Source organism: Pseudomonas turukhanskensis (assembly GCF_027922365.1).
Taxonomy (GTDB): Bacteria; Pseudomonadota; Gammaproteobacteria; order Pseudomonadales; family Pseudomonadaceae; genus Aquipseudomonas; species Aquipseudomonas turukhanskensis.
The window spans coordinates 102,718-129,717 of record NZ_BSFN01000008.1; the positions used below are offsets into that span (position 1 = coordinate 102,718).

The following is a 27,000-nucleotide window of genomic DNA, read 5'->3' on the forward strand; positions in this document are numbered from 1 at the left end:
ATTTTCCTCATACCGGTGCCTTCGAGGCGCCGAGGCGTTCGCGTTGATAACTGCCATCTTGCACATGGCGGCACCAATCGAGGTTGTTGAGGTACCACTGCACGGTTTTACGCAGGCCAGTGGCGAAGGTTTCTTCTGGTGTCCAGCCTAGCTCGCGTTCGATCTTGCTGGCGTCGATGGCGTAGCGCAGGTCATGGCCGGGGCGGTCTTGAACGAAGGTGATCAACTGCTCATAACGTTCGACGCCGGCCGGTTTGTTCGGCGCCAGCTCTTCGAGCAAGGCGCAGATACCGCGTACTACGTCGATGTTCTGCTGCTCGTTGTGGCCGCCGATATTGTAGGTCTCGCCCACGTTGCCCTCGGTCACCACCTTGAGCAGCGCGCGGGCGTGGTCTTCGACAAATAGCCAGTCGCGAATCTGCGCACCATTGCCGTACACGGGCAGCGGCTTGCCATCGAGCGCATTGAGAATCACCAGCGGAATCAGCTTTTCCGGGAAGTGGTACGGCCCGTAGTTGTTCGAACAGTTGGTGATCAGCACCGGCAGGTTGTAGGTGCGCTGCCAGGCACGCACCAGATGATCAGACGCCGCCTTGCTGGCCGAGTACGGCGAGCTGGGCGCGTAGGGGGTGGTTTCGGTGAACAGGTCATCCACGCCGTGCAGGTCGCCATACACCTCGTCGGTGGAAATATGGTGGAAGCGAAACGCTTGCTTGGCCGTGTCTGTCAGCCCCTGCCAATAGCCGCGAGTGGCCTCGAGCAGCGCATAGGTGCCAACGATATTGGTTTGGATAAACGCCGATGGGCCGTCGATGGAGCGGTCGACATGGGACTCGGCGGCCAAGTGCATGATGGCCTCTGGCTGAAAGTCATCAAGTAGCGCACGCACCTGGGGTTGGTCGCAGATATCCAGCTGAGCGAAACGATAGCGTGGGTTGTCGGCGACAGTGGCAAGCGAATGCAGGTTGCCGGCGTAGGTCAGTTTGTCGAGGTTGAGCACCTGATGCGTAGTGTTTTGCAAAAGATGGCGAATCAACGCCGAGCCAATAAAGCCCGCACCGCCAGTGATCAGAATTCGCATGCCAAGTGGCCTTGTCGGTTCACAGGCGCCTAGCTTGTCGGCAGCCCCCGCAAGAAGCAAGTCTGAATGCCCCCGGCGCTGCACCGCTCGGTGGCGGGTAACTCGTCGCCTTGGTGACAGGCGACGTGTTACCCGGTGACTAGTTGGCTTTTTTCGCGGCGGCCGCTTTCTCGGCGGCGGCCTTGGCTGCAGTTGCCGCCTTGGTCGCTGCCGCCTTGGCTGCTGTAGCGGTGGCCGAAGCCTTGGCCGCTGCTTTGGCGGTGACGTTGGAGGCCGGTACCTGAACGATGATCGGGTGGTCGGTGACGCTCACTCGAACCGAATTGACGTTGCGCAGGGTTTGAATCGGGTCGGTGCCGATCAGCGGGTCGTAGATATTCACCGTGGTTTGAGTCTCACCCAGGTTCACCCCGATAAGCGTCGAGGGCCCGGGAAACGTATCGGGCTCGGCCCACACCACAATGTTGGTTTCGGTGTTGCTTTTAATCAGCGCCATACTGCTGCCGCTCGTGGGGACGCCGCCGGTAGAGTATTTGAGGATCTTCAGCGGCTCGAAGGTTCTCGCATCGGCGCCGGGGTCGGCCAGAATGGTATTGAAGTTATGCAGGGCGACTGCGGCCGGCGTCGGCTGATTGCCCGCCTTGGAGAACAGACCGTAACCGTCTCCCTCATCCATTAGCTGATACACATAGGTGCGGTAGATGTTGTTGTAGGCGCCGCTAACCAGAATATTCAGCAACCAGGCTGCACTCTGTGACGTGGTGGTCTTGGGCGCTTGATAGCCGGTTTCGGTGTACACCGCCGGGCCCAGGCCACCTTTGGTATTACCCAGCGCCGTGGTGCGCTTGAGCCAGCGAGCCGGCGGTCTGCCTGCGGCTGGGTAGGGGTGCTGGTTGTTGTAGTCGGCCAGCCCCGGCGTGAGGGCCGGGTCCGGGCCTTTGGGAATACCACCGGCGTTATACCCGGTGAAGTAAAACACTTTGGTATTTTGAAGCAGCGGATGGGCCTTGGTCTGCCGGTACAGCTCGGCCTGATACGACAACGCCGCTGGCAGGCCGGTGGTGCCGTCCACGCCCCAGGTCAGCTTGAAGTTGTTGATCTCGTTCGGCCCTTCGACCGCGAGGGTCGAGCCGGGCACCGCCGCCTCCACTTTGGCCACATTGCTTAAAAACGTAGAAATAGTGTTGGGCGTGCGAGTACCGCCCACCGCACTGATGTAATTCCATTTGATGCCAGCCTTTGCCAGAACGGTGTAATAGCTGTAAGGCGGGTTGCCCCAGAAGGGGTTCAGGCTGTCCCTGGCATTGACGATGCCCAGGTAATTCATATTCGCAATCACCATCGGCATTTTCGAATAGTTGGACGAGCCCTGACTGACGTGCAGGTTGACCCCTTGGGTGTCGATGAAGTCTGCGGCCCGCATCAACGTGGTGGCCGCCTGCGTCGCCTGCATTGAAAATGCGCCTGCACCGAGCAGAAGCAGCAGGGTTGTAGTGCTGATGAACTTTTTCACGGTCTACCCCCTTTCAACGAATTCCAGGAACGTTATTGAGAAAGCTAGTCGGCCCCAATGGCCCTGTCGAAACCCTAATCGTAACGCGCCACGCTATCTGCTGAACGGCGCGTTTTAGACGCCTTTGGCAATAAGTTCTATTGCAAAAAAATGCCGGAACTTCGTGAACGTTTCGCCAGCGAGACAACCGAATGCTTTGGCTTGCAATGAAACGGCCAAATAAGCCGCCCATCGCGATGGCCTGACGAGCTGTCAGGTGTGGGCTGCGTTATCGAGATAGCGCATCAGCAGGCCATAGCGACCGTCGACAGTCGCCGGCAGGGGAAGATACAGCACATGGCCGTCGCCGGGAGCCACATCAATGCAAGCGCCAGCCTGGTTTTCCAGCGTCTGGAGAACGAAGGATTGGTTGCCCTGAGGCGTCATAAGTTCAAGCCGATCACCCACAGTAAACCGGTTTTTCACCCGCACTTCAGCGAGCTCGCCGCGCCATTGCCCGGTCAGTTCACCGACAAACTGCTGGCGTTCGGCGCGGGAATTGCCGTGCGCATAATTCTGATATTCATCATGCACATGGCGGCGCAGAAAGCCCTCGGTGTAGCCGCGGTTGGCCAATGATTCCAGGTCGGTGAACAGCTGTGGCGAGAAGGGCCTGCCGGCAACGGCATCGTCGATAGCCCGGCGATACACCTGGGCGGTGCGCGCTACGTAAAAGTGGCTTTTGGTGCGGCCCTCGATCTTCAGCGAGTGCACTCCCATCTGCACGAGGCGCTCTACATGCTGCACCGCCCGCAAGTCTTTGGAGTTCATGATGTAGGTGCCGTGTTCGTCCTCGAACGCCTCCATCAGCTCACCCGGACGGCTTTCGTCCTCGAGCAGAAACAGGTGCTCTGTGCTTGCGCCCTGGCCAAGCGTTGGCGAGCACTGGCGCACAATTTCGCCCAACTCATTCTGTTGCCCGGCATGTGCCTGGTACTGCCAGCGGCACGCATTGGTGCACGTGCCCTGATTTGGATCGCGGCGGTTGATGTACCCCGACAACAGGCAACGCCCCGAATACGCCATGCACAGCGCGCCATGCACAAATACCTCAAGCTCCATGGCCGGCACTTGTTGGCCGATCTCCTCGATCTCCTCCAGCGACAGCTCGCGCGACAGAATCACCCGGCTCACACCCTGCTGCTGCCAGAACTTCACGCTGGCCCAGTTCACCGCATTGGCTTGCACCGATAAATGAATGGGCATCTGAGGAAAGTGCTCGCGCACCAGCATGATCAAACCGGGGTCGGACATGATCAGCGCATCCGGCGCCATGGCCACTACCGGTGCCAAGTCCTTGAGAAAAGTGCGCAGCTTGGCGTTATGCGGGGCGATATTGACCACGACGTAAAAACGCTTGCCCAAGGCATGCGCCTCGGCAATGCCCTGGGCCAGGTTGGCATGGTCGAACTCGTTGTTGCGCACCCGCAGGCTGTAGCGTGGCTGGCCGGCGTAGACCGCGTCTGCGCCATAGGCAAAGGCATAGCGCATGGCTTTCAACGTACCGGCAGGGCAGAGCAATTCGGGAGCAAGGGGACGGGACATGGGCAAGCGCCTGGCTGATTTGGGCGCGCGATTCTAGGGAGCGAGTGAGGGCGGGATATTGATATGGGTCTATGAGGTGGCCCTTAAGTACACAGCCGAGCGTGTCGCCTTCTAGCAGGGAATACCGACAGCCAAACAGCATGTCGGCCCCTGCGAATTGCCGAGAAGCGCTGCCATGCGGTTTGTCTCCATTTTCATTCTCTTCGTCCTGGTGTGTACGGTCTGCAGCGGCATCACTTTTCTGGCCATGCGCCAGGACGAACTGCCCAGGCAAGCTGCCGCCGAACCGCTCGCCGCGCCACCGGGTTTCGTCGCCACGCGCACCTCCGGTGGAAACGGTATTTTCTACCAGCGCCAGGACATCGCCGCGCTTCCCGCTCAACTGGGCAAAGCCGCATTTGGAAAAACTATGAACCTGAGCGAGCAGGCCAAATGCCGGCTGTCCATGGCCCAGGACCGCTCCACCCACGACCCCGAACGGGTGAAGGTTACGGATGAGTACTGCAATCAGTTGCTGGAGCAGGCCGAGAAAAAGGGCGATTGAACTAACCCACCGGCACAATCAACCCTTTGCGCCGGTAGTGTTCGATATCGATACCAAAGGCGCCGGAGCGCTCTACCGCACGTACGCGTAGCTCTTTACCGTCGATGCCTTTGGGGTTGCGGGCCAGGTCGATCACGCGCTCGGAGCACGGCTGTTTGTTGGTGTCGCGTACCACTAACAGACGGGGCTTGAGTTTGTTGTCCGGCGGGCAACCGATGATGATCGCGACTTCACCGCTGCTGAGTTCGACGATTTCCCCAGGCGGGTAAATGCCGATCATGCTGATAAAGCAGCCAACGATATCCTCGTCGAAATGGCTGCCAGCCGAGTCGAACAGAATGCGCAAGGCTTCCAGGCTGGACTTGCCCTTGCTGTAGATGCGGTCGCTGTTGATGGCATCGTAGGCGTCCACCACGGCAATGATCTTGGCGCTGTAGGGGATGCGACTGGCCTCCAGGCCACGTGGATAGCCTTTGCCGTCCATGCGCTCGTGGTGGGCGTAGGCGACATCGACGGTGGAGGGGGTAATTTGCTGGTTGCTTAGCAGCAACTTGCGGCCATGCTCGGAGTGCTGCTTCATCACCGCGAACTCTTCGGGGGTGAGGGCGCCCGGTTTATTCAGAATCTCACCCGGCACCTTGATCTTGCCCACATCATGGAGCATGCCGCACACGCCGATCTCTTCCAGTTGCAGAGGCAACATACCCAGGTCGCGGCCCAGCGCGATGGCGAAGATAGTCACCCGCAGTGAATGCTCGGCCGTGTAGTGGTCGTTGTTCTTGATACGCGCCAACCACAGTAGGGCCGCAGGGTTGCGCAGAATGCTGTCGACGCATTCCTTGACCACCGCCTTTACTGCCGGCACATCCAGCTCCATGCCTAACTGCACGGCGTTAAGTATGCGCAGCGACTCGGCATGCGCCGTTTGCCACACCGGCAAGGCCGTGGCGAGCTCTTGGAAGAAATCCACCTTGCGGATTTTTGCTTCGACGGCAGGCGCCTGGTCGGCCGCAACGGACGGCTCGGCCGTCTGGTGGGAACGTCTGGCGTCCACCCACACAAACTCACAGCTGGCCTGCACCGCACGTAATTCATGCTGGGTTTGCAGCAAGAAGCCTTGAAACAGAAACGCCGTTTCGGTCCAGGGGCGATCCAGTTCCGTAACGTACATGCCAATCTTAAGATCGCCGACGTTCACTTTTATGCGCTGATTATTCGAAGACGATGACACCGTGATACTTCCTCGGCACAGGGGTGAAGCAGCACAAGACTACGGCCCGATAGAGCACGGGCTCACTATGGCGTGTTCGCCGATGTGTTGTGTAGTGGGCATTTGCGACGTCGTGGCTGGGTAAAGAGAGCCCTGGCGCGGTTTCAGGTTAGCAATGCCGCAAGCGCATTGCCGGGTAGCGAAGTGGTCGTCCGACGGCGAGTGCTTAGCCGATGGTTAGCTGATAGCGCGTGCTGCGCCCGCCGCCCGGCAGGCGTTCCAGCACGCCCTTTTCGAGCAGGTCGGCCAGGTGTCTGGTTGCTGTCGCTTTACTCACTTTGGCTACGGCCTGGTATTGGGCGGCGTTGATGCCGCTTTCGAAACCTTTCTCACCACCCTCCAGCAGTCGATTGATTACCTTCAATTGCTCGGCAGAAAGGGCGGTCGCCCGATGCGTTTGCCAGAAGCGGGTTTTGCCGAGTACACGGTCGATCGTGGTCAGTGCATGAACGATGGACGCCAGCAACGTTTGCAGAAACCACGCCAGCCACTCGGTGATGTCCAGCGTGCCTTTCTGCGTGCTCTCGAGAATCTGGTAATAGCCCTGGCGGTTATCGAGGATGCTCGCCGACATGGCATAGAAGCGAATGGCCTGGTGCTCGCCCTGGGCCAGCGCCAGGTCGGTAAGGGCGCGGGTCAGGCGGCCGTTACCGTCGTCAAACGGGTGCAAGGTGACGAACCAGAGGTGAGCGATACCTGCGCGTAGCAGAGGGTCCAGCTCGCGCGAGGGGCCGTTGAACCAATCGATGAAGACGCTCAGCTGTTGCTCCAGGCCGGCGCGCGGGGGAGCTTCGAAGTGCACCACCGGACGGTCCAGTCTGCCGGAAACCACGTGCATCGGCTCCTCGCCACGTAGCTCGCCTACACGCAGTTGATGCGTTGAAAGACGGGGGCCGGGTTCCGGAAACAACAAACGGTGCCATTGCAACAAGCGGTCGAGGCTTAACGGCTGCGCATAGTGCCTGGTGGCATCCAGCATCAGCTCAGCCAGGCCCTCGCTGCGCGCGGTCGGATGATTGCCCTGAGGTTCATCGACACCCAGTCGGCGGGCCAGGGAAGACCGTACCGAGCTGGCATTCAGCGCTTCGCCTTCGATGGCCGATGAGGTAATGATGTTTTGCAGCAGGGTGTCGAGCATGCTTTGCGCGTTGAGCTCTTCGTTTATGGCGCCCATTTTTCCGAGCAGTTGCCCCTGGCTGCCGGTGCATTGGCGCAGCAAATCAGCGAGGCGATCTGTTTGCCACGTGAAGGTCGGCCAAGCCTGCTGCTGCCAAATCCACTGCTGAAACACCATGGTCAATACACTCGTGAGCCGATTAAAACCTGTATTCGGCTCATTTTGTGAGCCGAATAGATAGCTTATTCGGCTCACGGGGAATTACAAGCTAATCCGCGGCGCATAGGGTTATTGGTGTTTAAACATGAGTGGATCTTGTGATAATCAAGAAAATATTGAATTTGTCTCACTATGGCTGTGGTGGTGAGATGTGCGCCTTGAATTTTCATTGGAGCACACCCCCCAAATGGCATTGGCCCACACCCTCGGTTTTCCCCGTATCGGCCGCGACCGTGAGCTGAAAAAAGCGCAAGAAGCCTTCTGGAAAGGTGAGCTTGATGAAGCAGGCCTGCGCGCCGTTGGCAGCGCATTGCGTGCTCGGCATTGGCAGGTGCAAAAAGACGCGGGCATCGAGCTACTGCCGGTGGGCGACTTCGCCTGGTACGACCAGGTGCTCACCCACTCGCTGACCTTCGGTGTGGTGCCCGAGCGTTTCCGCCCACACGATGGCAAGCCGAGCCTGCACACCCTGTTCGCCATGGCCCGCGGGGTAAGCGACAGCTGCTGTGGTGGCGCCCATGCCCAGGAAATGACCAAGTGGTTCGATACCAACTACCACTACCTGGTGCCGGAGTTTTCCGCTGATCAGCAATTCACGCTGAGCTGGGAGCAGCTATTTGAAGAAGTGGCCGAAGCCAAGGCACTGGGCCATAACGTCAAGCCGGTGGTGATCGGCCCGCTCACTTACCTGTGGCTGGGCAAAACCAAAGGCGCCGACTTCGACAAGTTGGACCTGCTGGAACGCCTGCTGCCGCTTTACGGCCAGATCTTCCAGCGCCTCGCCGCCCAGGGTGTGGAGTGGGTGCAGATCGACGAGCCGATTCTGGTGCTGGACCTGCCGCAAGACTGGAAGAACGCCTACGAGCGCGCTTACAACCTGCTGCAAAGCGAGCCGCTGAAGAAGTTGGTCGCTACCTATTTTGGTGGTTTGGAAGACAACCTCGGGCTTGCGGCCAACCTACCCGTCGACGGCTTGCATATCGACCTGGTGCGCGCCCCCGAGCAGTTCCCCACCATTCTCGATCGCCTGCCGGCGTACAAGATTCTGTCGCTCGGCGTGGTCAACGGCCGTAATGTCTGGCGCTGCGACCTCGACAAGGCACTTGGCCTGCTGCGGTATGCCCAGGAGCGACTGGGTGAGCGCCTGTGGGTGGCGCCGTCGTGCTCGCTGCTGCACAGCCCGGTGGACCTGGCCCGTGAAGACAGGCTGGATGCCGAGCTGAAAAGCTGGCTGGCCTTTGCTGTGCAAAAGTGTGAGGAGGTGGCCATTCTGGCCCGTGGCGTCACCGCGCCTGATGCCCCCGACGTGCTCGAAGCGCTGGCCGCGAGCAATGCCGTACAGAAAAGCCGCGCCACCTCGCCGCGTATTCACAAACCGGCGGTGCAGGCGCGTCTGGCGGCTGTGGGGCCGCAGGACAGTAAACGACTGTCGCCATTTCCCGTGCGTGCCGAGAAGCAACGTGCCGTTCTCGACCTGCCGCGTTTTCCGACCACCACCATCGGTTCTTTTCCGCAGACCACTTCAATTCGTCTGGCCCGCCAGTCGTACAAGCAAGGCAAGCTGAGCCTGGCCGAGTACACCGAGGCCATGTACAGCGAAATTCGGCACGCCGTGGATGTGCAGGAAAAACTCGGGCTCGACGTGCTGGTACATGGTGAAGCCGAGCGCAACGACATGGTCGAGTACTTTGCCGAGCAACTGGACGGCTACGTGTTTACCCGTTTTGGCTGGGTGCAGAGCTACGGTTCGCGCTGCGTAAAACCGGCGGTGATCTACGGTGACCTGAGCCGTCCGCACGCCATGACCGTCGACTGGATTCACTACGCCCAGGGCCTGACCACGAAAATCATGAAAGGCATGCTGACCGGCCCGGTCACCATGCTGATGTGGTCGTTTGCACGCGAAGATGTGAGCCGCGAAGTGCAGGCCCGGCAGTTGGCGCTCGCTATTCGTGACGAAGTGGTGGAGCTGGAAGCCGCCGGCATCAAGGTCGTGCAGATCGACGAAGCGGCGTTCCGCGAAGGCCTGCCGCTGCGCAAGGAGCAATGGCAGCACTACCTGGCCTGGGCCACCGAGTCATTCCGCCTGAGCGCCTCGGGCGTTCGGGATGAAACCCAGATTCATACCCACATGTGCTACAGCGAGTTCAACGACGTGATCAAGGCCATCGCCGAGATGGATGCCGATGTGATCACCATCGAAACCTCGCGCTCGGACATGGAATTGCTGGATGCCTTCGAAGCCTTCGCCTATCCGAACGAGATCGGCCCGGGCGTTTACGACATCCACTCGCCGCGTGTGCCCAGCAGTGACGAGATGGCCAATCTACTGCGCAAGGCGGCGCAGCGTGTGCCGGCCAGTCGGTTGTGGGTAAACCCCGATTGCGGATTGAAGACGCGCAGTTGGCCGGAGACGGAAGCGGCGCTGGTGAACATGGTGGCGGCAGCGCGCACGCTGCGGGTGGAAATTTCAGCGGTATAGGCCGCGATGCAACGGCCTGGACGTCCTGCCTTGGTAGGGTGTGCTCCGCGCACCGAGCGATTCATGCCAGATCGCAATGGTGCGCAGAGCACATCCTACGAGATCAACAACGATTCATCCCAGGTCGCACCGAAGCACAGCTAAACGCCGTGGCTACACCCGTAATCGCCACTTGCCGTAGTAGCTCAATTCCACCATCGCCAGCGGCTCGACATCAATCCGCTGAGCGCTGGCCATCGAGCACTCCAGCACATGGGCCAGGGCCGCGCGAATCACAAAGGGGTGAGTAACCGCCAGCCAATGCCCAGGCGTGCGAAAGCCGTCGAGCCATGCCCCCACCCGCGCGCGCACCGCGTCTAGCGACTCGCCGCCATGGGGCGCTGCGCCGCTGTTGCTCAGCCATTGCTCCAGCGCCTCCGCTTGCTGTTCTTGCAGGGTTTTCAGGCTCAGCCCGCGCCAGTCACCCAGATCGCAATCAGCCAGTGCCGGCTCCAAAACGGCGTTGCTCGTCAGCAACGCGGCTGTCTGCCGGCTACGCAGTTCGAAGCCGCACCACACACCCTGGTGATCGCCGGCGCGTAACAACAACGCGCTGACCAACTCCGGCGCCACCGCTTCTATCGCTTCATCGTCCGCCAACCGTCCAAGCTTTTGCGCGGGCGTTCGGGCGTGGGCGATCAGGGTGATTCGCGTGGCTTGCATCGTGGTTACTCGCCGTGGGCGCTGACGTTCGCCCGCGCCGTGTGCAGTTTTTTTAAGCTGTCGATCAAGCGCAGGTGTCGATCCAGGCCTTCGAGTTTCATGCTGGTCGGCGTCAAGCCATAGAAGCGTACCGTGCCGTCTACCGAACCAATGGCCGCATCCATGCGCTCGTTGCCGAACATCTTGCGGAAGTTGACTTCGTAATCGGCCAGCTCCAAGTCCTCGTCCAGCTGCATTTCCAGCACCACGTTCACGGCCTGATAAAACAGACCGCGCTCGACGGTGTTGTCGTTGTATTGCAGAAAGGCTTCCACCAGGTCCTTGGCTTGATCGTACTTTTGCAGGGCAAGGTAGATCAGCAGTTTCAGCTCGAGAATCGTCAGTTGGCCCCAGGCCGTGTTGTCGTCGAACTCGATGCCGATCAGGGTCTTGATTTCGGTGTAGTCATCCAGCTCGCTGTGTTCCAGCCCCTTGACCAGGTTGCGCAGGCCGACCTTGCTCAGGCTGTGCAAATTGAGGATGTCGGCGCGAAAATGCAGGGCTTTGTTGGTGTTGTCCCAGATAAGGTCTTCCACCGGATAGATTTCCGAATACCCCGGCACCAGGATGCGGCAGCCGGTGGCGCCGAGGTGTTCGTACACGGCCATATAGGCTTCTTTGCCCATGCCTTCGAGAATGCCGAACAGGGTGGCAGCTTCGTCGCTGTTGGAGTCTTCGCCCTGGCCGGAGAAATCCCATTCCACAAATTCGTACTCGGACTGGGCACTGAAAAAGCGCCACGACACAACGCCGCTGGAGTCGATAAAGTGCTCGACGAAATTGTTGGGCTCGGTCACCGCGTGGCCGGAGAACGTCGGCTGCGGAAGATCATTCAGGCCTTCAAAACTGCGACCCTGCAACAGCTCGGTGAGGCTGCGTTCCAGCGCCACTTCGAAGCTTGGGTGGGCGCCGAACGAGGCGAACACGCCGCCGGTACGCGGGTTCATCAGCGTAACGCACATCACCGGGAATTCACCACCGAGCGAGGCGTCCTTGACCAGCACCGGAAAGCCTTGCTCTTCCAGGCCCTTGATGCCGGCCAGAATGCTCGGGTATTTCTCCAGCACGTGCTGCGGTACATCCGGCAAGGCCATTTCGCCTTCGAGGATTTCGCGTTTTACCGCCCGCTCGAAGATTTCCGACAGGCACTGCACCTGCGCTTCGGCCAAGGTGTTGCCGGCGCTCATACCGTTGCTGAGGTACAGGTTTTCGATCAGGTTGGAGGGGAAGTACACCACCTCGCCATCGGACTGGCGCACAAACGGTAGCGAAACGATGCCGCGCTGGGTGTTGCCGGAGTTGGTGTCGTACAGGTGCGAGCCGCGTAGCTCGCCCTCGCGGTTGAAAACCTTCAGGCAATAGGCGTCGAGAATTTCAGCGGGCAGTTCGTCATTGGGGCCCGGCTTGAACCAGCGCTCGTCCGGGTAATGCACGAAGGGCGCATTGGCGATGTCTTCGCCCCAGAATTGATCGTTGTAGAAGAAGTTGCAGTTCAGCCGCTCGATAAATTCGCCCAGGGCCGAAGCCAGGGCGCCTTCTTTGGTCGCGCCTTTGCCGTTGGTAAAACACATCGGCGATTGCGCATCGCGGATATGCAGCGACCACACGTTGGGCACGATATTGCGCCACGAAGCGACCTCAATCTTCATGCCCAGGCCAGCCAGAATGCCGGACATGGTGGCGATGGTCTGCTCCAGCGGCAGGTCCTTGCCGGCGATAAAGGTGCTGGTGCTGGTGTCTGAATCCAGCATCAACAAGGCCTGGGCGTCTGCGTCCAGGTTGTCTACTTCCTCGATCACGAACTCGGGGCCGGCCTGCACCACCTTCTTCACGGTGCAGCGGTCGATGGAACGCAGGATGCCTTGGCGGTCCTTGGGCGAAATATCCGCCGGCAACTCGACCTGAATCTTGAAGATTTGCTGGTAGCGGTTTTCCGGATCGACAATGTTGTTTTGCGAGAGGCGAATGTTCTCGGTGGGGATGTCGCGCGTCTGGCAGTACAGCTTTACAAAGTACGCCGCACACAGCGCCGACGACGCCAGAAAGTAATCGAACGGCCCGGGAGCCGAGCCATCGCCCTTGTAGCGAATGGGCTGGTCAGCCACCACCGTGAAGTCATCGAACTTGGCTTCAAGTCGGAGGTTGTCGAGAAAATTGACCTTGATTTCCATGGGATTACCACAAGCGCGCAAGCTGAATTGGCGGCCATTATCCGGGATTTCAGCGGCAATGGGGCGTGGCGCGTACACGGGCCGGGTCTGCCGGCGCTCATCGTTCAAAGTCAGGCCCCCATAACCGGCTATGCAAATCAACTTCTTGCGTCTGATAGCGTCTAAGGCCAACCTGAGAATGAAAGCCGGATCGCATTGCCGAACGTTCTACTACTTCCACGGATTACTCTGCCATGAGCGAACTGCCTCCCAAGCCTACTTGTGCAGCCTGTCAGTACGGCGCTGCCCTTGAATTCGATTTCAGCATGGCCTTTCAGCCTATCGTCGATATCCGCGACCGCAGTTTATATGCCTATGAAGCGCTGGTGCGCGGTACCGATGGCAGCGGTGCGGCGTCGGTTTTGGGGCGGGTTAACGACCAGAATCGTTATGCGTTCGACCAGGCGTGTCGGGTAAAGGCCGTAGAGCTGGCCAGCCGGCTGCAAATACCCTGTCTGCTGAGCATCAATTTTCTGCCCAACGCCGTATACAAAGCGGCCACTTGTATCCGCGCCACGCTGGATGCCGCACGCCGCTTCAACTTCCCAACCCAGCGCATCATTTTCGAGCTGACCGAGGGCGAGGAGCTACAGGACAAGCAGCACCTCAAAGACATCATTGACGAGTACCACAAGCATCAATTCCGCACCGCCATCGACGACTTCGGCGCCGGTTATGCGGGGCTGAACCTGCTGGCCGAATTTCAGCCGGACATCATCAAACTGGATATGGCGTTGGTGCGCGATATCGACACCCATACCGTGCGCCAGGCGATTGTGCAGGGCATTCTGGGCGTGTGCCGGGCGCTTGATATCGAAGTGATTGCCGAGGGGATCGAGTCGGTGGGTGAGCTGCGCCACCTGCACGGGCTGGGCATCAATCTGTTTCAAGGCTATCTGTTTGCCCGCCCTGCGTTTGAGGCCCTGCCGGCGGTGGACTGGCCGACGCTCTGACGGTGCGGGCCCAACGCGGGTTACGTTTCTACGCCTTCAGCCGGTAAAACCATTGGTGCCTGCGAATCGGGTTTTGCGGGGGCATCGTCTTTCTGCTCGGCTGGCTTGCCCAGTAATTCATTGGCCGATTTCTGCGCTTTATCGATCTGCTCGTTCAGCGCTGTTACGGTTTCGCCAATCGCTTCCGTGGCTAGCTCCTGTGCCGCCGCGGTGGCCTTGTCAGAGAGTTTTTCTGCGGAGTCTTGCGCAAGGTCGCAGCCGCTCAAGCCAACCAGGGTCACGAGTGTAAAGGCAGCAATGAGGGGTTTCTTCATGGGAGGTATCTCCTGCGGTGGCGACCGCCCCGGTAGCTCCGGGGCGGCCGGCTGTTCAACGTGGGTCGGATTGGCTAGTGGCGGGTGCGTCGTGGCGGGTCTTCCACATCGACAGCAGCACGCCACCGAGTAGCAGGCCCACGGTGACGCTCAGCGAAATTACCGGCGGGGTTTTACCGATGATGCCAACCAGGAATATCTTGCAGCCGATAAATACCAGCACCAGGGCCAGGGCGTATTTGAGGTAAGCGAAACGGTGAATCATCGCCGCCAGGGCGAAGTACAAGGCACGCAGGCCAAGGATGGCGAAGATGTTCGAGGTGTAGACGATAAATGGGTCCTGAGTGATGGCGAAAATCGCCGGCACGCTGTCTACGGCGAACACCAGGTCAGCACACTCGATCAACACCAATGCCAGAAGCAGCGGCGTGGCCCAAAGCACGGTACGGCCATCAGCATTGGGCTGACGCACAAAAAAACGGCCTTCGTGCAGACGGTCGGTAACGCGCATACGGCGGCGCAAAAATTTCACCAGTGGGTTCTGCGCCAGGTCCGGGTGATCGTCTACCTTGCTGAACAGCATCTTTACGCCGGTGAACAGCAAGAACGCGCCAAACACGTAGAGAATCCAGCTGAACTCGGCGATCAGCGCCGCACCCAGGCCGATCATCAACGCCCGCAGCACAATCACCCCGAGAATGCCCCAGAACAGCACCTCGTGCTGGTACTTACGCGGGATGGCCAGGAAGCTGAAGATCATCGCCATCAGAAACACGTTGTCCATCGACAACGATTTTTCGATCAGAAAGCCGGTGTAGTAATCCATGCCGGCGTCGCCGCCCTTAACCTGCCAGACCCACAGGCCGAACAGAAGGCCGGCGGTGATATAGCCAGCCGAAAGCAGCAAACTTTCCTTCACCCCGATTTCGCGATGCTCACGGTGAAGCACCCCGAGGTCGAAGACCAGCAGGCTGATAACAATGGAAAGGAAGACAAGCCACAACCAGGTGGCAGTGCCGAGGAATTCGGCAAGAAAAAACGGTTCCAGGGTGCTCATGAGGCCCCTCCTAAGTCGAGTTGTACAAACTGCAACTCCGACATGGCAGCTTTAAAAAAGCTGTCAGAGGGGCCCGGCGTCGCCGCGACAATTTATCAGGCGAAGCCGGGCACTCAAGGGTTTACTCGTTGCAAAGTGTCTCAGCGTGGCGGCCCTGACGTGGCAATAGCCAGCGCCGGGGCCACCGCGGGATCACACTTTTACGATCCAGCCAGCAGGCGCTTCGATGTCGCCGCACTGAATGCCGGTCAGCTCGCGATACAGGCGCTTAACAACCGGGCCGGCTTCGGTCTCGCTATGGAACACGTGCAGCGTGTCGCCGAACTTGATGCCGCCGATCGGCGTGATTACCGCTGCGGTGCCGCAGGCGCCGGCTTCTTTGAAGCGGTCCAGCTCGTCGATGCGTACATCGCCTTCGCTGACCTTGAGGTTCAGACGATCGCGCGCCAATTCCATCAGCGACAGACGGGTGATACCCGGCAGTACCGATGACGAGCGCGGCGTGACGAATTCGTCGTCGCGGGTGATGGCGAAGAAGTTGGCCGAGCCCACTTCCTCGATCTTGCTGTGGCTGGACGGGTCCAGGTAGATACAGTCGGCAAAGCCTTGTTCTTTGGCTTGTGCGCCTGGCATCAGGCTGGCGGCGTAGTTGCCACCGACCTTGGCGGCACCGGTGCCGTTGGGGGCCGCGCGGTCATAGCCGGAAATCACGAAGTTGTGCGGGGTCATGCCGCCCTTGAAATAAGCGCCGACCGGGATGCAGAACACGCTGAAGATAAATTCCGGCGCAGTGCGCACGCCAATGTTCTCGCCCACGCCGATCACGAACGGACGCAGGTACAGCGCGCCGCCGGAGCCGTATGGCGGAATGAAGCGCTCGTTGGCCTTGACCACCTGACGGCACGCTTCGATGAACTGCTCGCTGGACACCTGCGGCATCAGCAGACGGCCGCAGCTGCGCTGCATGCGCAGGGCGTTCTGGTCGGGGCGGAACAGGTTGATCGAACCGTCTTTGCAGCGATAAGCCTTCAGGCCTTCAAAGCACTGTTGGCCGTAATGCAGGGCAGTGGAGCCTTCGCTGATGTGCAGGGTGGCGTCTTCGGTCAGGGTGCCGCTATCCCACTGGCCATCACGCCAGTGCGACAGGTAACGGAAGTCGGTCTTTACGTAGCTGAAGCCCAGTGTGCTCCAGTCGATGCTAGTGGATTGGCCCATGATGATCTCGTTGGGTGGTTACGATAAGTCGGTAACTGGCAGCCGGTTTTTCAGGGGGCTTCTACTGTAGCGCCGCAAACGGCGTCAGCGCCTATGCCTGAGTGGCGCACCTGCGCCGAAGAACCTGGCCATGGACGCCCATTGGAATCTGTCCGGGCGGAAAAAGAAAGCCTCGCATGCGGACCACTCAGCAGAACGGGAACGCCTGGCGGTAGCGCTGCCCCCAGGCTTTGCCTGCCTACCGCTGCATGCCCATGATGCGATTCCCTATATCAATCCCCCAATCGCTCATCGCATTGCCCTCGCTCAACTGCTGTCGCTCCCAATCCCTCAAGCCTTGCTTCAGGTCGCCAGGGGCGCTCAGCACCTTGGCCAGGGTTAGCGCATCGGTTGCCGCTTTTGCGGTACTGCCGGCGGTGTGCGGGCGGGGAATAAAGGCTGCATCGCCCACCAGCATCACCCGGTCGAACACCATGCGTGGAACCCTGAGGTCCAGAATGGACTGCACAAAAATCTCGTCGGTTTGCTGCACCAGTTCGAGAAACGCTGGGTTCAAGCGCACTTCGGCCAAACGGCGAAACGCTCGGTCCTGCTGGGCGCTTAGCGCGCCCGGGGGAATGGAGTGTTCACGGCGGCGGCCGGTGTTGTCGGTAAGCAGCGCATCCAGTGGCGCGCCCGCCGCGGCCTTCAGGTACCACAGCCAGTTATGGCGGCGCGCACCGACAGCGGTTGCACCGTCAATGCCGGGCACCTTGTATTCCAGCATCAAGGATTCAGGGTCCTGCTGAAAAACGAAGTCGTCGCACAGTGCGTCGGCGGTCGCGGCGCTAATCGCCGTTTCGTTCACCAGGCCGCGCCACACCACATACCCTGAGTAGGTGGGCGTGACACCAGGAAGCAAAAGACGGCGAACGGTCGAGCCACCGCCGTCGGCGCCGATAATGATGTCGCCAGCAGCGCTGGTGCCATCTTCAAAGCGCGCCATCACGCCCTGCTCATCCTGACTCAGCCCCACCAGTTTTTTGCCGCGGTGATAGTGCGCTTCAGGCAAGGCGTTGAGCAGATGCTGGTACAGGGTGTTCCACGATGTCTGCGTTTGTGGGGCGTAGTGCTGGTGTTGCACGCCGCCATCGCGGTTCAGATAGGTTCTATTGATGGAACGAACACCCAGCGCGGTGCCGGGGTTGATGCCGGCAAACTTGAACGCTTGCAGCACTTCATGCTGCAGCACGATGCCGCCGCCACGGCTATCGAGGGTAGCCGGCGAGCGTTCGAAAACCTCGACCTGCCAACCGACGGCGCGCAACGCGGTGGCGGTAAACAGGCCGCCCAGCGACCCGCCGATGATCAATGCGGTGCCGCGGCGCTGTTCAGACATGTTCAACCCCCAGTGCGGCGGTTTTCTTCGCTTTGGTGTGTAGCCAGAACGCGGCCAGCGCCACGGCCGGCAGGGTCATTCCAACACCGGCGATCAGGCTCCAGCCGCCGTGATCATAGAGCCAGCTGGCGCCTATGGAGCCGGCCGCGCCGCCGATAAAGATGCTGGTCATATAGAGCGCGTTCAGCCGGGCGCGCTCGGCAGGGTTCAGGGCATAGACCTCGCGTTGGCCCAGCACCATGTTCATCTGCACGGCGAAGTCCAAGAGCACGGCGGTTAGCGCCAAGGCAACGAGGCGATGACCGGGCAACACCCAGATGCTGGAAAAACTCAGCACCGCCAGCGTCATGGCCAGCCAAGAGGCGCGATGGGTATGGCCGGCATCGGCCAGGCGTCCGGCAATCGGCGCCGCTATTGCACCCATGGCGCCCATCAAGGCGAAAAGCGCGATCTGGCTTTGGGACAGATGCAGCTCGCGGGTCAGCTCCAGCGGCACGGCGGTCCAGAACAGGCTGAACGCCGCAAACATCAAGGCCTGATAGATCGAGCGCCGGCGCAGCACGTTTTCTGTGCGAAACAGGCGCTCCAGCGACACCAGCAGCTGCAGGTAGGAGGCCTTATGCGCCGGTTGGCGCTCCGGCAAGGTGAACCTGACCACCACGATGATTACCAGCATCAGTGCGCCTGCTGCGAAAAACACCGCGCGCCAGCCGAAGTGGTCGGCTGCCAGACTGGAGAGCGGTCGTGCCAGCAGAATGCCGAGTAACAGTCCGCCCATGATCGAACCCACCACTCGCCCACGGGTGGCATCCGGCGCAAGGTGGGCGGCCAGCGGAATCAGCATCTGCACGGAAACCGAGCTGAAGCCGATCAGCGCCGAGACGACAAAAAACGCCGTCGCATGTTCAGTCAAACCCGCCGCGGCCAGGCTGAGGGCGCTTACGGCCAGGGTCGCCATCATCAGCCGACGGTTCTCCAGCAGATCAGCCAGCGGCACCAGAAACAGCAGCCCGAGGGCGTAGCCAATCTGGGTGAGCGAGACGATCAGGCTGGCGCTGCTGCTCGACAGGCCGATATCAGGGGCGATCATGTCGATGATCGGTTGTGCGTAATAGATATTGGCGACGATGGCGCCGCAGCAAAACGCAAAGAGCAGCACGAGGCCGCTGGTCAGCGCTGTTTGTTGAGTGGCGTTGCCTTTCATGCGAGTGACTCCGAGAACCGTTGGACGGTCACGAAGATAGGGGCGCCGGGCTGAGGAGAAAATATGACGCTGGCGCAACGTCGCATTGCGTTTTGCGCAACGGCTGCCGTGGTGGTTAGGGCTGAAATACCCGCAACTAAAGACCGCCGAGGTGCAGTGTTGTAACGTTCACTCCTTCCTACAATGCAGGCGCACAGCATGGACAAGCTGCTGGCAATGAAGATGTTTATTCAGGCCGTGGACTCCAAGGGTTTTTCTTCAGCCGCGCGGGCGCTGGGCCTGGCTACTTCGTCAGTTACGCGGATGATCGACAGCCTGGAAGCCGAACTGGGCACGGTGCTGCTCAACCGCTCCACGCGTCAGATCACCCTGTCCGACGCCGGCGCCGCCTACTACCGCAAAGCGCGTGATGTACTGGACGCGGTGGCAGACGCCGATGCGTCGGTCTTTGATCGTGGCGAAGCCCCGGCCGGGCAGTTGCGCATTTCCGTGCCGGTGACGTTTGGCAGCCGCCTGATCGCGCCGCACATTGCCGCACTGTTGCAGCGCTATCCGAAGCTTGTTCTCGATATGACCTTGAGCGACTCCATCGTCGAGCTTCTGGGCGAGCGAGTAGACCTGGCCATCCGCCTGGGCTCGGCGGCGCCGATGGACGATGTGGTCAGTCGCCCGCTCGGCACGTTTCAACGCTACGCGGTCGCCAGCGCCGATTACCTGGATACATGCGGTTTTCCCGAGCAGCCGACAGACCTTTTGCAGCACGAGTGCCTGCGCTTCAGCTATGGCGAGAAACAGCAGGTCTGGACCTTTCTCAAAGGCGAAGAGGAGTTGCGCGTACCGGTGCAGGGGCGCTTCAAAAGCAACAACATCGAAGTGCTGCGCGACGTCGCCCTGGCTGGCGGTGGTATTTGCCTGTTACCCGATTGGCTGGCCGACGATGACATTCGCAGCGGCCGGTTGACTCGCCTGTTCGGGCCATATGCCATCAACCCCAACAGCACCAGTTCGGTCATTTCGGCGCTGTACCTGCCCAATCATCGGGGCTCGAAACGGGTAAATGCGTTTATCGATTTTCTTACCGAACTGCTTGAGCCCGAGGCGCCACCCCCGTGTGCGGCTGAGCTGAGCTGAGCTGAGCTGAGCGGGGCGTTGCCTTTTGCGCAACGCAACGTTGCGCCGCCAACGGCTTCTACGAAAACCCGGCGATGCCTACCGTGCTGGTGTGAACACCCTTTAACCATGGAGAAAGCCATGAGCGAACATTTGGCCACCGGCGATGACTCATTCATCCAGATAGTTTCCGACTTCATCTGCCCCTGGTGCTGGATCGGCGAAGAAAATCTGCAGCGTGCGCTGGCGGCGACCGAGCGGCGTGACGACCGCCGAATCATCTTTGTGCCCTACCAATTAAACCCGCACATGCCAGCAGCGGGCATGGACCGCAAAGCGTATCGCTCGGCCAAGTTCGGCAGCTGGGCCCATAGCCAGGCGCTGGACGCGCAGGTGGCTGAAGCGGGGCGCGCCGTGGGGCTGAACTTTGCCTACGACCGCGTGAAGAAAACTCCGAACACCCTTGCCGCCCACCGGTTGGTGTGGCGCGAACAACACGCCGGCAGAAATACCGTGCCGTTGGTTCGCGCCCTCTTCAACGCCTACTTCGCGCAAGGGCAGGATATCGGCGATATCAATGTGCTCGCCGACATTGCTGGCGAGACGGGGCTGGACCGGCTCGACGCCCTTAGCTTTCTTGTTTCCAGTGAAGGCCGCGCCGAGGTGCTGGCGCTCGAAGCCACCTTCAGAGTCGCCGGCATTCGCTCGGTGCCAAGCATTCATATTGGTGAGCAGGTAATCAGCGGTGCGCAGCCGGTGGACGTGATGCTTGAAGTGTTACGTCGCTGCCAGCCAGCATGAAACACAAGCCGCCATGCGCCGGCTGGCCTATGCTTGGCACTCAATCTATTCAACCCTCAATCTGTTCAAGCAAGGAGTGCCTGTGGCCAGGATGACGTTTCCCTATGCGTGCGCGCGCCTGAAGGAATATTTCTATCCCATGGGCTTTGAGGCCGGTTTGGATTCCCCCGCATCGATGACCGCCCGCGTGTTCGATAAGAAAACCGGAGAAGACTTCGCCGTGCTCGCTGGCCTGAACTGGGGGCCGGACACCACCGATGACGATCTGGCCGAAATCATCGAGCTGATTGAAGAAGAGATGCACGCGCAAGAGTTTGTGCATGTGCCGAAGAAGGGGGATTCGTTGTTGGATGAGTGAATCGGTCGCGCGTAGACGCAGCGGCTTGGGCAGGGCGAACCTTGATCCACCTGCAGTTCTAAACGCCAGCCAACAAAAAAGGCCTTCGATTTCTCGAAGGCCTTTCTTTTATATGGTGCCGGCACCAGGAATCAAACCCGGGACCTACTGATTACAAGTCAGTGACAAAGTCATGTTATTCACAGGTCATTTGGTTAAAGCTAACAGCATTGACGATTTGTAAATGCCTGAATATAAAGGTTTTTAACGTATTTATTGGCTTTCAAGACTGAATATAGGCATTGATTACTATTTAGTCAAAACCCTACCCCAGCCCTACCCCGAGCGCTATAATCCCTACCCTAACCCTACCCCAGAAACGGTCAGGATTTCGGTATGACGACGCGCACGGCCATGAACGAACACACCCTGAAACGGCTCAAATATGATCCCGCAAAAGGCCGTGTCGAACTCCTTGATCCCCCTATGCCCGGACATGGCACATTCGGCGTGCGGGTCAACAAGACATGCAAAAGTTTCATCTTGCTCTACAGCTTTCATAACCATCCTCGTCGCCTGACGCTGGGTACCTACCCTGACTTGTCGCTTGCTGAGGCACGCGCCAAGGCCGCGCAGGCTGTCGAACTACTTAAGCAGGGCATCGATCCGGGACAGAAGAAGATTGTCGAGTTGGTCGAGTATCGTACGAGTCCGACTTTTGAGGAGGCCGTTGAAAGCTATCTGGAATGGGCCCGGACTAATAAGAAATCGTGGCGTGAGGATGAACGCATGCTGCGCACTGAGTTTGTGCCTCACCTGGGTAGAACCAAAATTGGTGATGTCAGGCGCAAGCAGGTGGTGGCGTTGCTCGATGAAAAGGCCAAGACCGCCCCCGTGCAGGCCAACCGTATGCTGGCCGTGATCCGCAAGATGTTCAACTTCTGCGTCGAGCGCGAGATTCTCGATGCCACACCCTTGGTGCAGATCAAGAAAGTAGCTAAGGAAACGCCACGGGAGCGCAGCCTCAATCGGCACGAGCTGGTTTGGTTTTTGCACCAGTTGGCCGGCGCCTCGCTGACTCAAAACACGCGCTTTGCTCTGTTGCTGAGCTTGATGCTGGCGCAGCGCTCGGGGCGCATCGTGGCCATGCGCTGGGTCGACTTTGATCTCGAAGACCGGATCTGGGATCGCAGTGGCAAGTTCGAGAAGAACAACAACCCCATTGCCATCCCGCTCTCGGACGATTTGTTGAGCATTTTGAAATATCTGCGCGAGCAACAGGTTCAGAAAGTGATGTCGCATGACCCTGAGCGCTGGGTGAATAGTAAAGCGCTGCCCAGTCCTGGGCAGTATGTGTTTCCAGGGCGGTGGCCCACTAAACCGCAGACACAGCCTTCGCTAAACCGCGCGATGCGTCGCTTCTACGATGACTACGTGAAGGATTCAGATCGGGTCGAAGAAGAGAGCCTGCTGCGCGTTGCCGAAGGCTATCCGCGTCCAACCGTGCATGACCTGCGACGCACGGCGACCACGCACATGTCCAAGCACGGCCTGGGCAAGGAAGTCCGTAGTCGCATTCTTAACCACAAGGACCTTTCGGTAGATGCGATTTATGACCGCTATGCCTACTTTGAAGAAAAGGCAGAGGCTCTCCAGGGGTGGCATGCCTATCTGAAGGGGTTGCTGCAGAAGGAGTTTGGTGACGTGGATTGGGTGGAGTTTTATGGGCGACGCATGGAGTCTGTTCCGTCTAGTGAAGACAATTAGGAATAAGTCCACGTTCTGAGTGCAGGCTAGCGGGTGCCTTAGCTCCGTGCTGTTGGTTAATGTGTAGTCGTCATTGTCCTGAGCTGTCTCTAGGTCAGGAGTGTGTATCTACAGGTTAAATGTTGACGGGTGCGGTGCTGCCGGCGTTCCTGCTTCATGAACCCCGAATGTCTGCTTTCCCATTCATGCGGTTGCTGCATGCGGCTGATGGAGTCGCTATTACCGACCGATCTACTAGAGTTGAGAATGAAGCGTTACGTGCTAGCTTCTCTGTGACGCTTTGACCTCCGCACTGTTTAGCCGGCCTCCTTGCCTTAGGGGCACCAAGGCCGTGCAGCGATGCTGGCATAGGATTGCGTTGTGTGGTGTTTTCTGAAATTTTTAATGAGAGTCCGCCAGTCGTTTCTAGAGAGAAACGCTATAAATGATAGGCAGAATGCCATGGAGTGCAATTGAGTGATTTAAGGCAGCAGCTCCGCACATCAGGAATGGGCGTTAGGCCTACCATTCTTATTGTCGAAGATCAGGAAATTGATGCTCTCGTCTTGCGTGAGATGGTGCGCGATTTGGGAGATGTCTATCTGGCTAGTGATGGGCCTTCTGCGCTTGCCCTCGCGAATCAACACAAGCCTGATTTAGTTCTGCTCGACATTGAGCTTGATGGCATGAGTGGCTTCACTGTCTGTAAAGCTTTTAAAGCTGATCCCAAATTATGTGATACGGCCATAATTTTCGTAACGGCCCACGTTCAAGTCGATAATGAACTTCGTGCGCTTGAGACTGGCGGCATTGGTTTCATTCATAAGCCACTTAATGCTCAAGTGGCTCGGGCGCACATAAAGGTTCACCTTGCTCTGCACGAAGCAGCTAAAAGACTCGCCAATCATGACGCTTTAACAGGGCTCCCAAATCGTGCGCTACTTCAGGATCGAACTGAGCAGGCTTTGCAGAAAGCGCGCCGCAACAATACTCGCGTGGCTATGCTCTTGCTGGATTTGGACAATTTCAAATTGCTCAATGATTCGTTAGGCCATTCTGTAGGCGATGCTTTGCTTAAGGATGTTGCAGATCGTTTAGAGGAGGTTTCAAGAAGTCTGGATACAGTGAGCAGGCAGGGTGGCGATGAGTTTGTTGTTCTTTTGCCCGAGATTGCCAGTTTTGACGCTGTAGGTGATTTTGCTGAGCGGCTTTTAGTTGCGATTAACTCACCATTCTCAATTAAAGGGAGTCGCTATGACTTGAGTGTTAGCATCGGGATAAGCCTGTATCCGGATGATGCTCATGATGCTGAATCATTATATCGTCATGCTGATTCGGCAATGTATCAAGCAAAAGTCGATGGACGTAATCGCTATCGTTTCTTTTCTGCAGATATTGAACAGTCTACACGTGGGCGCCATCTGCTTGAACAACACATGCGCAGTGCCTTGGATGCACGAGTTTTTGAGGTTTTTTATCAAGCAAAAGTAATTGCTGATGAGAACAAGATTGTTGGTATGGAAGCTTTGTTGCGCTGGCGCGGTGAGGATGATGAGTTAATTTCGCCAGCAGATTTTATCCCATTAGCTGAAGAAACCGGCTTGATCATTCCGTTGGGGAAGTATGTGTTGCAGCAAGCGTGTTTGGATGCTAAATCGCTTATAGATCAAGGCGCCAATATTATTGTTAGCGTCAACATATCGGCTGTGCAGTTTCGGGAAGAGTCATTCTTGCAGATGGTGCAGGATTCTTTGCAGATATCAGGCCTTAAGTCGTGTTTTCTTGAGTTGGAGATTACCGAAGGCGTACTTGCTAAGAATATACAGCGAACCCAGCAGTTACTTTCGTCACTAAGAACTATGGGGGTTCGAATTGCTCTCGATGATTTCGGTACGGGTTATTCTAGCCTCACTTACCTTAAGAGTTTCCCGTTGGATGTTTTAAAAATTGATCAAGGTTTCGTGCGTGACATGTTGGTTGATAAGAGTGATGCTGTAATCGTTGATGCGATTGTTAGGATTTCTCAAGCGTTTGAGTTGGAGTTGGTGGCTGAGGGTGTTGAAACACTGGAGCAGGTATCTGCCTTACAGTCATTAGGTTGCCGGATTATGCAGGGGTATTTATATTCAAAACCTATAGCTTATGAGGAGTTTGTTGTCTTGCTTCATTCTGGTGGGTTTGGTTTTAAATAGTTTTTGGTTGTTATTTGGGGGGCTTTTATGAGTCGTATTGGAATGCAGTGGCTATAGAATGTCAAATAACTCGCCAATTGCGCTAGGTGAAGATTGTTTGGCTGTTCCTGCTGAGTTGGTTAGTTCTGCGGCTAGGTTGCAGGAGCATTTAATTAGTGGCGGAGCGGCGTCACTTATGTCGTTGCGAGAGGTAGATTATGGTTCTGTTGTCGAGTCATTTGAATTCATCGGCTTTCGATTTGGTGGCAACCTAGTTTTAATAAAGAGTGTATTGAATAGCTTTGCGCCTTCACAATTAAATCAACTTGAGCGGTTAAGTAATTTTTCCAAGCGTCGAGATCCTGTCGGTGCAGCTGCTGTGCTTCATGCGATGAGAGGTACGTGTGGCACCATGGGGGCACAGCTGCTTTCAACGTTCGCCGGGGAGCTTGAGCATCGCCTGATTCATGATGACGAAGAATCGCAGTTATATCTGCTAGCTGATGAAAGCCTTGTTGATTTATTGCGTGAGCTAATTGTTTTTAGCGACAAGATTTTAAAGAATATGTTTGATGTGTCAGTGTGATGGTAGCGTTTAGACAGGTTCGGGCGTATAAAAATCGTTGATGAGTTTTTTGGTTTTGACAAAATGTGCTAATGTTTTTTGTCATGAGTTTGCTCTGATTGCTCCGGGTTTTAATTTTAGAGCGAGCGTTTAAGTAAATTTATTATTAGCCTAAGCAGATGCTGGGGGCTATACATAGCTACAGACATAACAAAAAATGCTGCGCTTGCCTTATTGGATGAAGGCTGTAGGAGTGACAGATGCACGTGATGATTCTCGAAGACGATGTCTGGATTTCTGACCTCTTGCGTCAAATCGTTCACAGCCTCCGCCCGCAGGCGCAAATTAGCTGCAAAACCAGCGTAACTGCTGCTTTAGATGAGTGGCAGAGCAATCCCGCTGATCTGGTTATTTGCGATTGGAACCTCCCTGACGGGCCTGGTACTCGTTTGCTTGAGCGAATCCGCAAACAGGATACTCAGGTGCCTCTGGTAATGATTACCGGGCGTGCAGATCGTGACAGTGTGCTGGAGGTGCGGTCGCTACGGGTGAGCGCGTTTATAAGTAAGCCCTTTCAGGTCCCCAAGGTGCTGGATTGCTTGGACCGTTTATTACCTGCCACCAGTTCGTTGAGTCCCTCTTTCGCAACTGCGGTTGAGCGTTTTGCGGATTTTCTGGCTGAGCAAACTAGCGAAAATCTGGATATGCCGTTGCAAGCGGGCAGCTTTGCTAGGCTCGTCGCGCTAGGCAAGCAGCCTGCAGAGTTGCGCGGCCTGTATGAGATTGCGTGTGAGGAGCCTGCCATCACCGCGCGCCTTTTGGCTGCAGCCAATGGTGCTCAGTACAGCAATGGTGGCTCAGCCTGTATGAATGTCCACGAGGCTTTGCAGGTGCTCGGCGTCGCCACCAGCTTGAATGTTGCGCTTGGGCTAACCCTTCGGCCTGAGGCTGAGCTGCAGGATCCCGAGCTGATTTTGATGGCCCAGGAGCAGTTCGGACAGACCCAGTCTTTGTGCAAGCGTGTAGCGGATTTGGCTACGGCCTGCCGTATTGATCCTGCGCCGCTGCACAGTGCGGCGCTGTTGCATCGCATGGGTGAGCTTTGTGTGTTGGCGCAGGCCCAGCTCTGGCGTGATAAGGGGCACAGCTTATCTCTGGAAGACTTGAGTCACGCTCTGGCCAATAGCAGCAGCGAGTTGGCGGGTCGCTTAAAGGCTCACTGGCGGTTACCTATCCCTTTGCGGGACCTTATTGGCGCTTGCTATGCACTACCGGCGATCAATACGCGACGTGAAGCCATACTTATGCATCTTGCCGCCACCGAGCTTAGCGGTCAGGCAGATCCCACCAAGCTAGCCCGTTTACACCGGCTTGTTGGCCTGAATTGA

At 58.0% G+C, this 27,000-nt stretch carries 22 protein-coding genes; 10 read left to right on the forward strand and 12 right to left on the reverse strand.

Going from position 1 to position 27,000, the window contains the following annotated elements:
* Positions 1–7: 7 nt before the first annotated feature.
* From rfbB to trhP, 3 genes are all read right to left on the reverse strand, one after another.
* Entirely contained in the window at positions 8–1,081 is a 1,074-nt protein-coding gene (rfbB, locus tag PKE98_RS15175; protein ID WP_271196149.1) for a dTDP-glucose 4,6-dehydratase, read from the reverse strand.
* Positions 1,082–1,220: 139 nt separating this feature from the next.
* Positions 1,221–2,594 carry a hypothetical protein gene (locus PKE98_RS15180; RefSeq protein WP_271196150.1) on the reverse strand — a complete coding sequence of 458 codons (1,374 nt, stop codon included), beginning with the start codon at positions 2,592–2,594 and terminating at the stop codon, positions 1,221–1,223.
* Between the two features lie 252 nt (positions 2,595–2,846).
* The gene (gene trhP, locus PKE98_RS15185; RefSeq protein ID WP_271196151.1) at positions 2,847–4,178 is read right to left on the reverse strand and encodes a prephenate-dependent tRNA uridine(34) hydroxylase TrhP; all 1,332 of its coding nucleotides are present in this window, start codon (positions 4,176–4,178) and stop codon (positions 2,847–2,849) included.
* 175 nt (positions 4,179–4,353) lie between these two features.
* Between trhP and PKE98_RS15190 the strand changes: the two genes are divergently transcribed.
* Positions 4,354–4,722 (forward strand): hypothetical protein, encoded by a 369-nt coding sequence (locus tag PKE98_RS15190; protein WP_271196152.1) that lies wholly within the window; start codon positions 4,354–4,356, stop codon positions 4,720–4,722.
* A gap of 1 nt (position 4,723) precedes the next feature.
* On the opposite strand, the gene PKE98_RS15195 is transcribed toward PKE98_RS15190, so the two are convergent.
* Positions 4,724–5,953 (reverse strand): HD-GYP domain-containing protein, encoded by a 1,230-nt coding sequence (locus PKE98_RS15195; RefSeq protein WP_271196153.1) that lies wholly within the window; start codon positions 5,951–5,953, stop codon positions 4,724–4,726.
* Between the two features lie 205 nt (positions 5,954–6,158).
* The gene (locus tag PKE98_RS15200) at positions 6,159–7,283 is read right to left on the reverse strand and encodes a Fic family protein (protein WP_271196250.1); all 1,125 of its coding nucleotides are present in this window, start codon (positions 7,281–7,283) and stop codon (positions 6,159–6,161) included.
* Between the two features lie 232 nt (positions 7,284–7,515).
* Here PKE98_RS15200 and metE point away from each other — a divergent pair, with 232 nt between their 5' ends.
* The gene (metE, locus tag PKE98_RS15205; protein WP_271196154.1) at positions 7,516–9,810 is read left to right on the forward strand and encodes a 5-methyltetrahydropteroyltriglutamate--homocysteine S-methyltransferase; all 2,295 of its coding nucleotides are present in this window, start codon (positions 7,516–7,518) and stop codon (positions 9,808–9,810) included.
* Between the two features lie 153 nt (positions 9,811–9,963).
* On the opposite strand, the gene PKE98_RS15210 is transcribed toward metE, so the two are convergent.
* Together PKE98_RS15210 and PKE98_RS15215 are read right to left on the reverse strand one after the other, a co-directional pair.
* Positions 9,964–10,512, reverse strand: a complete 549-nt coding sequence (locus tag PKE98_RS15210) for a histidine phosphatase family protein (RefSeq protein WP_271196155.1) — start codon at positions 10,510–10,512, stop codon at positions 9,964–9,966.
* Between the two features lie 5 nt (positions 10,513–10,517).
* Entirely contained in the window at positions 10,518–12,722 is a 2,205-nt protein-coding gene (locus PKE98_RS15215) for an OsmC domain/YcaO domain-containing protein (protein ID WP_271196156.1), read from the reverse strand.
* A gap of 233 nt (positions 12,723–12,955) precedes the next feature.
* On the opposite strand from PKE98_RS15215, the gene PKE98_RS15220 reads away from it, so the two are divergent.
* Positions 12,956–13,714, forward strand: a complete 759-nt coding sequence (locus tag PKE98_RS15220) for an EAL domain-containing protein (RefSeq protein ID WP_271196157.1) — start codon at positions 12,956–12,958, stop codon at positions 13,712–13,714.
* A gap of 20 nt (positions 13,715–13,734) precedes the next feature.
* Here the strand turns inward: PKE98_RS15220 and PKE98_RS15225 are convergent, their stop codons facing one another.
* The 5 genes from PKE98_RS15225 to PKE98_RS15245 all read right to left on the reverse strand — a co-directional run bounded on the left by PKE98_RS15225 (position 13,735) and on the right by PKE98_RS15245 (position 18,882).
* A complete protein-coding gene (locus PKE98_RS15225) occupies positions 13,735–14,028 on the reverse strand; it encodes a hypothetical protein (RefSeq protein WP_271196158.1) in 294 nt (97 codons plus the stop codon).
* A gap of 55 nt (positions 14,029–14,083) precedes the next feature.
* Entirely contained in the window at positions 14,084–15,085 is a 1,002-nt protein-coding gene (locus tag PKE98_RS15230) for a TerC family protein (RefSeq protein WP_271196159.1), read from the reverse strand.
* Between the two features lie 192 nt (positions 15,086–15,277).
* Positions 15,278–16,300: a branched-chain amino acid aminotransferase gene (locus PKE98_RS15235; protein WP_271196160.1), complete on the reverse strand. Its 1,023-nt coding sequence runs from the start codon at positions 16,298–16,300 to the stop codon at positions 15,278–15,280.
* 238 nt (positions 16,301–16,538) lie between these two features.
* Positions 16,539–17,678, reverse strand: coding sequence for an FAD binding domain-containing protein (locus PKE98_RS15240; RefSeq protein ID WP_271196161.1), 1,140 nt, complete (start codon positions 17,676–17,678; stop codon positions 16,539–16,541).
* On the reverse strand, positions 17,671–18,882 hold the full coding sequence (locus tag PKE98_RS15245) for an MFS transporter (protein ID WP_271196162.1): 1,212 nt from the start codon (positions 18,880–18,882) through the stop codon (positions 17,671–17,673). Before PKE98_RS15245 ends, PKE98_RS15240 begins: the two co-directional genes overlap by 8 nt.
* Positions 18,883–19,080: 198 nt before the next feature.
* On the opposite strand from PKE98_RS15245, the gene PKE98_RS15250 reads away from it, so the two are divergent.
* The 7 genes from PKE98_RS15250 to PKE98_RS15280 all read left to right on the forward strand — a co-directional run bounded on the left by PKE98_RS15250 (position 19,081) and on the right by PKE98_RS15280 (position 27,000).
* On the forward strand, positions 19,081–20,013 hold the full coding sequence (locus PKE98_RS15250) for a LysR family transcriptional regulator (RefSeq protein ID WP_271196163.1): 933 nt from the start codon (positions 19,081–19,083) through the stop codon (positions 20,011–20,013).
* A 120-nt stretch (positions 20,014–20,133) separates the two neighbouring features.
* Positions 20,134–20,793, forward strand: a complete 660-nt coding sequence (locus tag PKE98_RS15255; protein WP_271196164.1) for a DsbA family oxidoreductase — start codon at positions 20,134–20,136, stop codon at positions 20,791–20,793.
* Positions 20,762–21,151, forward strand: a complete 390-nt coding sequence (locus PKE98_RS15260; protein WP_271196165.1) for a DUF1652 domain-containing protein — start codon at positions 20,762–20,764, stop codon at positions 21,149–21,151. The genes PKE98_RS15255 and PKE98_RS15260 overlap by 32 nt, the downstream gene beginning before the upstream one ends.
* A gap of 375 nt (positions 21,152–21,526) precedes the next feature.
* Entirely contained in the window at positions 21,527–22,897 is a 1,371-nt protein-coding gene (locus tag PKE98_RS15265) for a tyrosine-type recombinase/integrase (RefSeq protein WP_271196166.1), read from the forward strand.
* A 452-nt stretch (positions 22,898–23,349) separates the two neighbouring features.
* A complete protein-coding gene (locus PKE98_RS15270; RefSeq protein WP_309298756.1) occupies positions 23,350–25,068 on the forward strand; it encodes a putative bifunctional diguanylate cyclase/phosphodiesterase in 1,719 nt (572 codons plus the stop codon).
* 58 nt (positions 25,069–25,126) lie between these two features.
* Positions 25,127–25,633, forward strand: coding sequence for an Hpt domain-containing protein (locus PKE98_RS15275; protein WP_271196167.1), 507 nt, complete (start codon positions 25,127–25,129; stop codon positions 25,631–25,633).
* 239 nt (positions 25,634–25,872) lie between these two features.
* Positions 25,873–27,000, forward strand: coding sequence for a response regulator (locus PKE98_RS15280; RefSeq protein WP_271196168.1), 1,128 nt, complete (start codon positions 25,873–25,875; stop codon positions 26,998–27,000).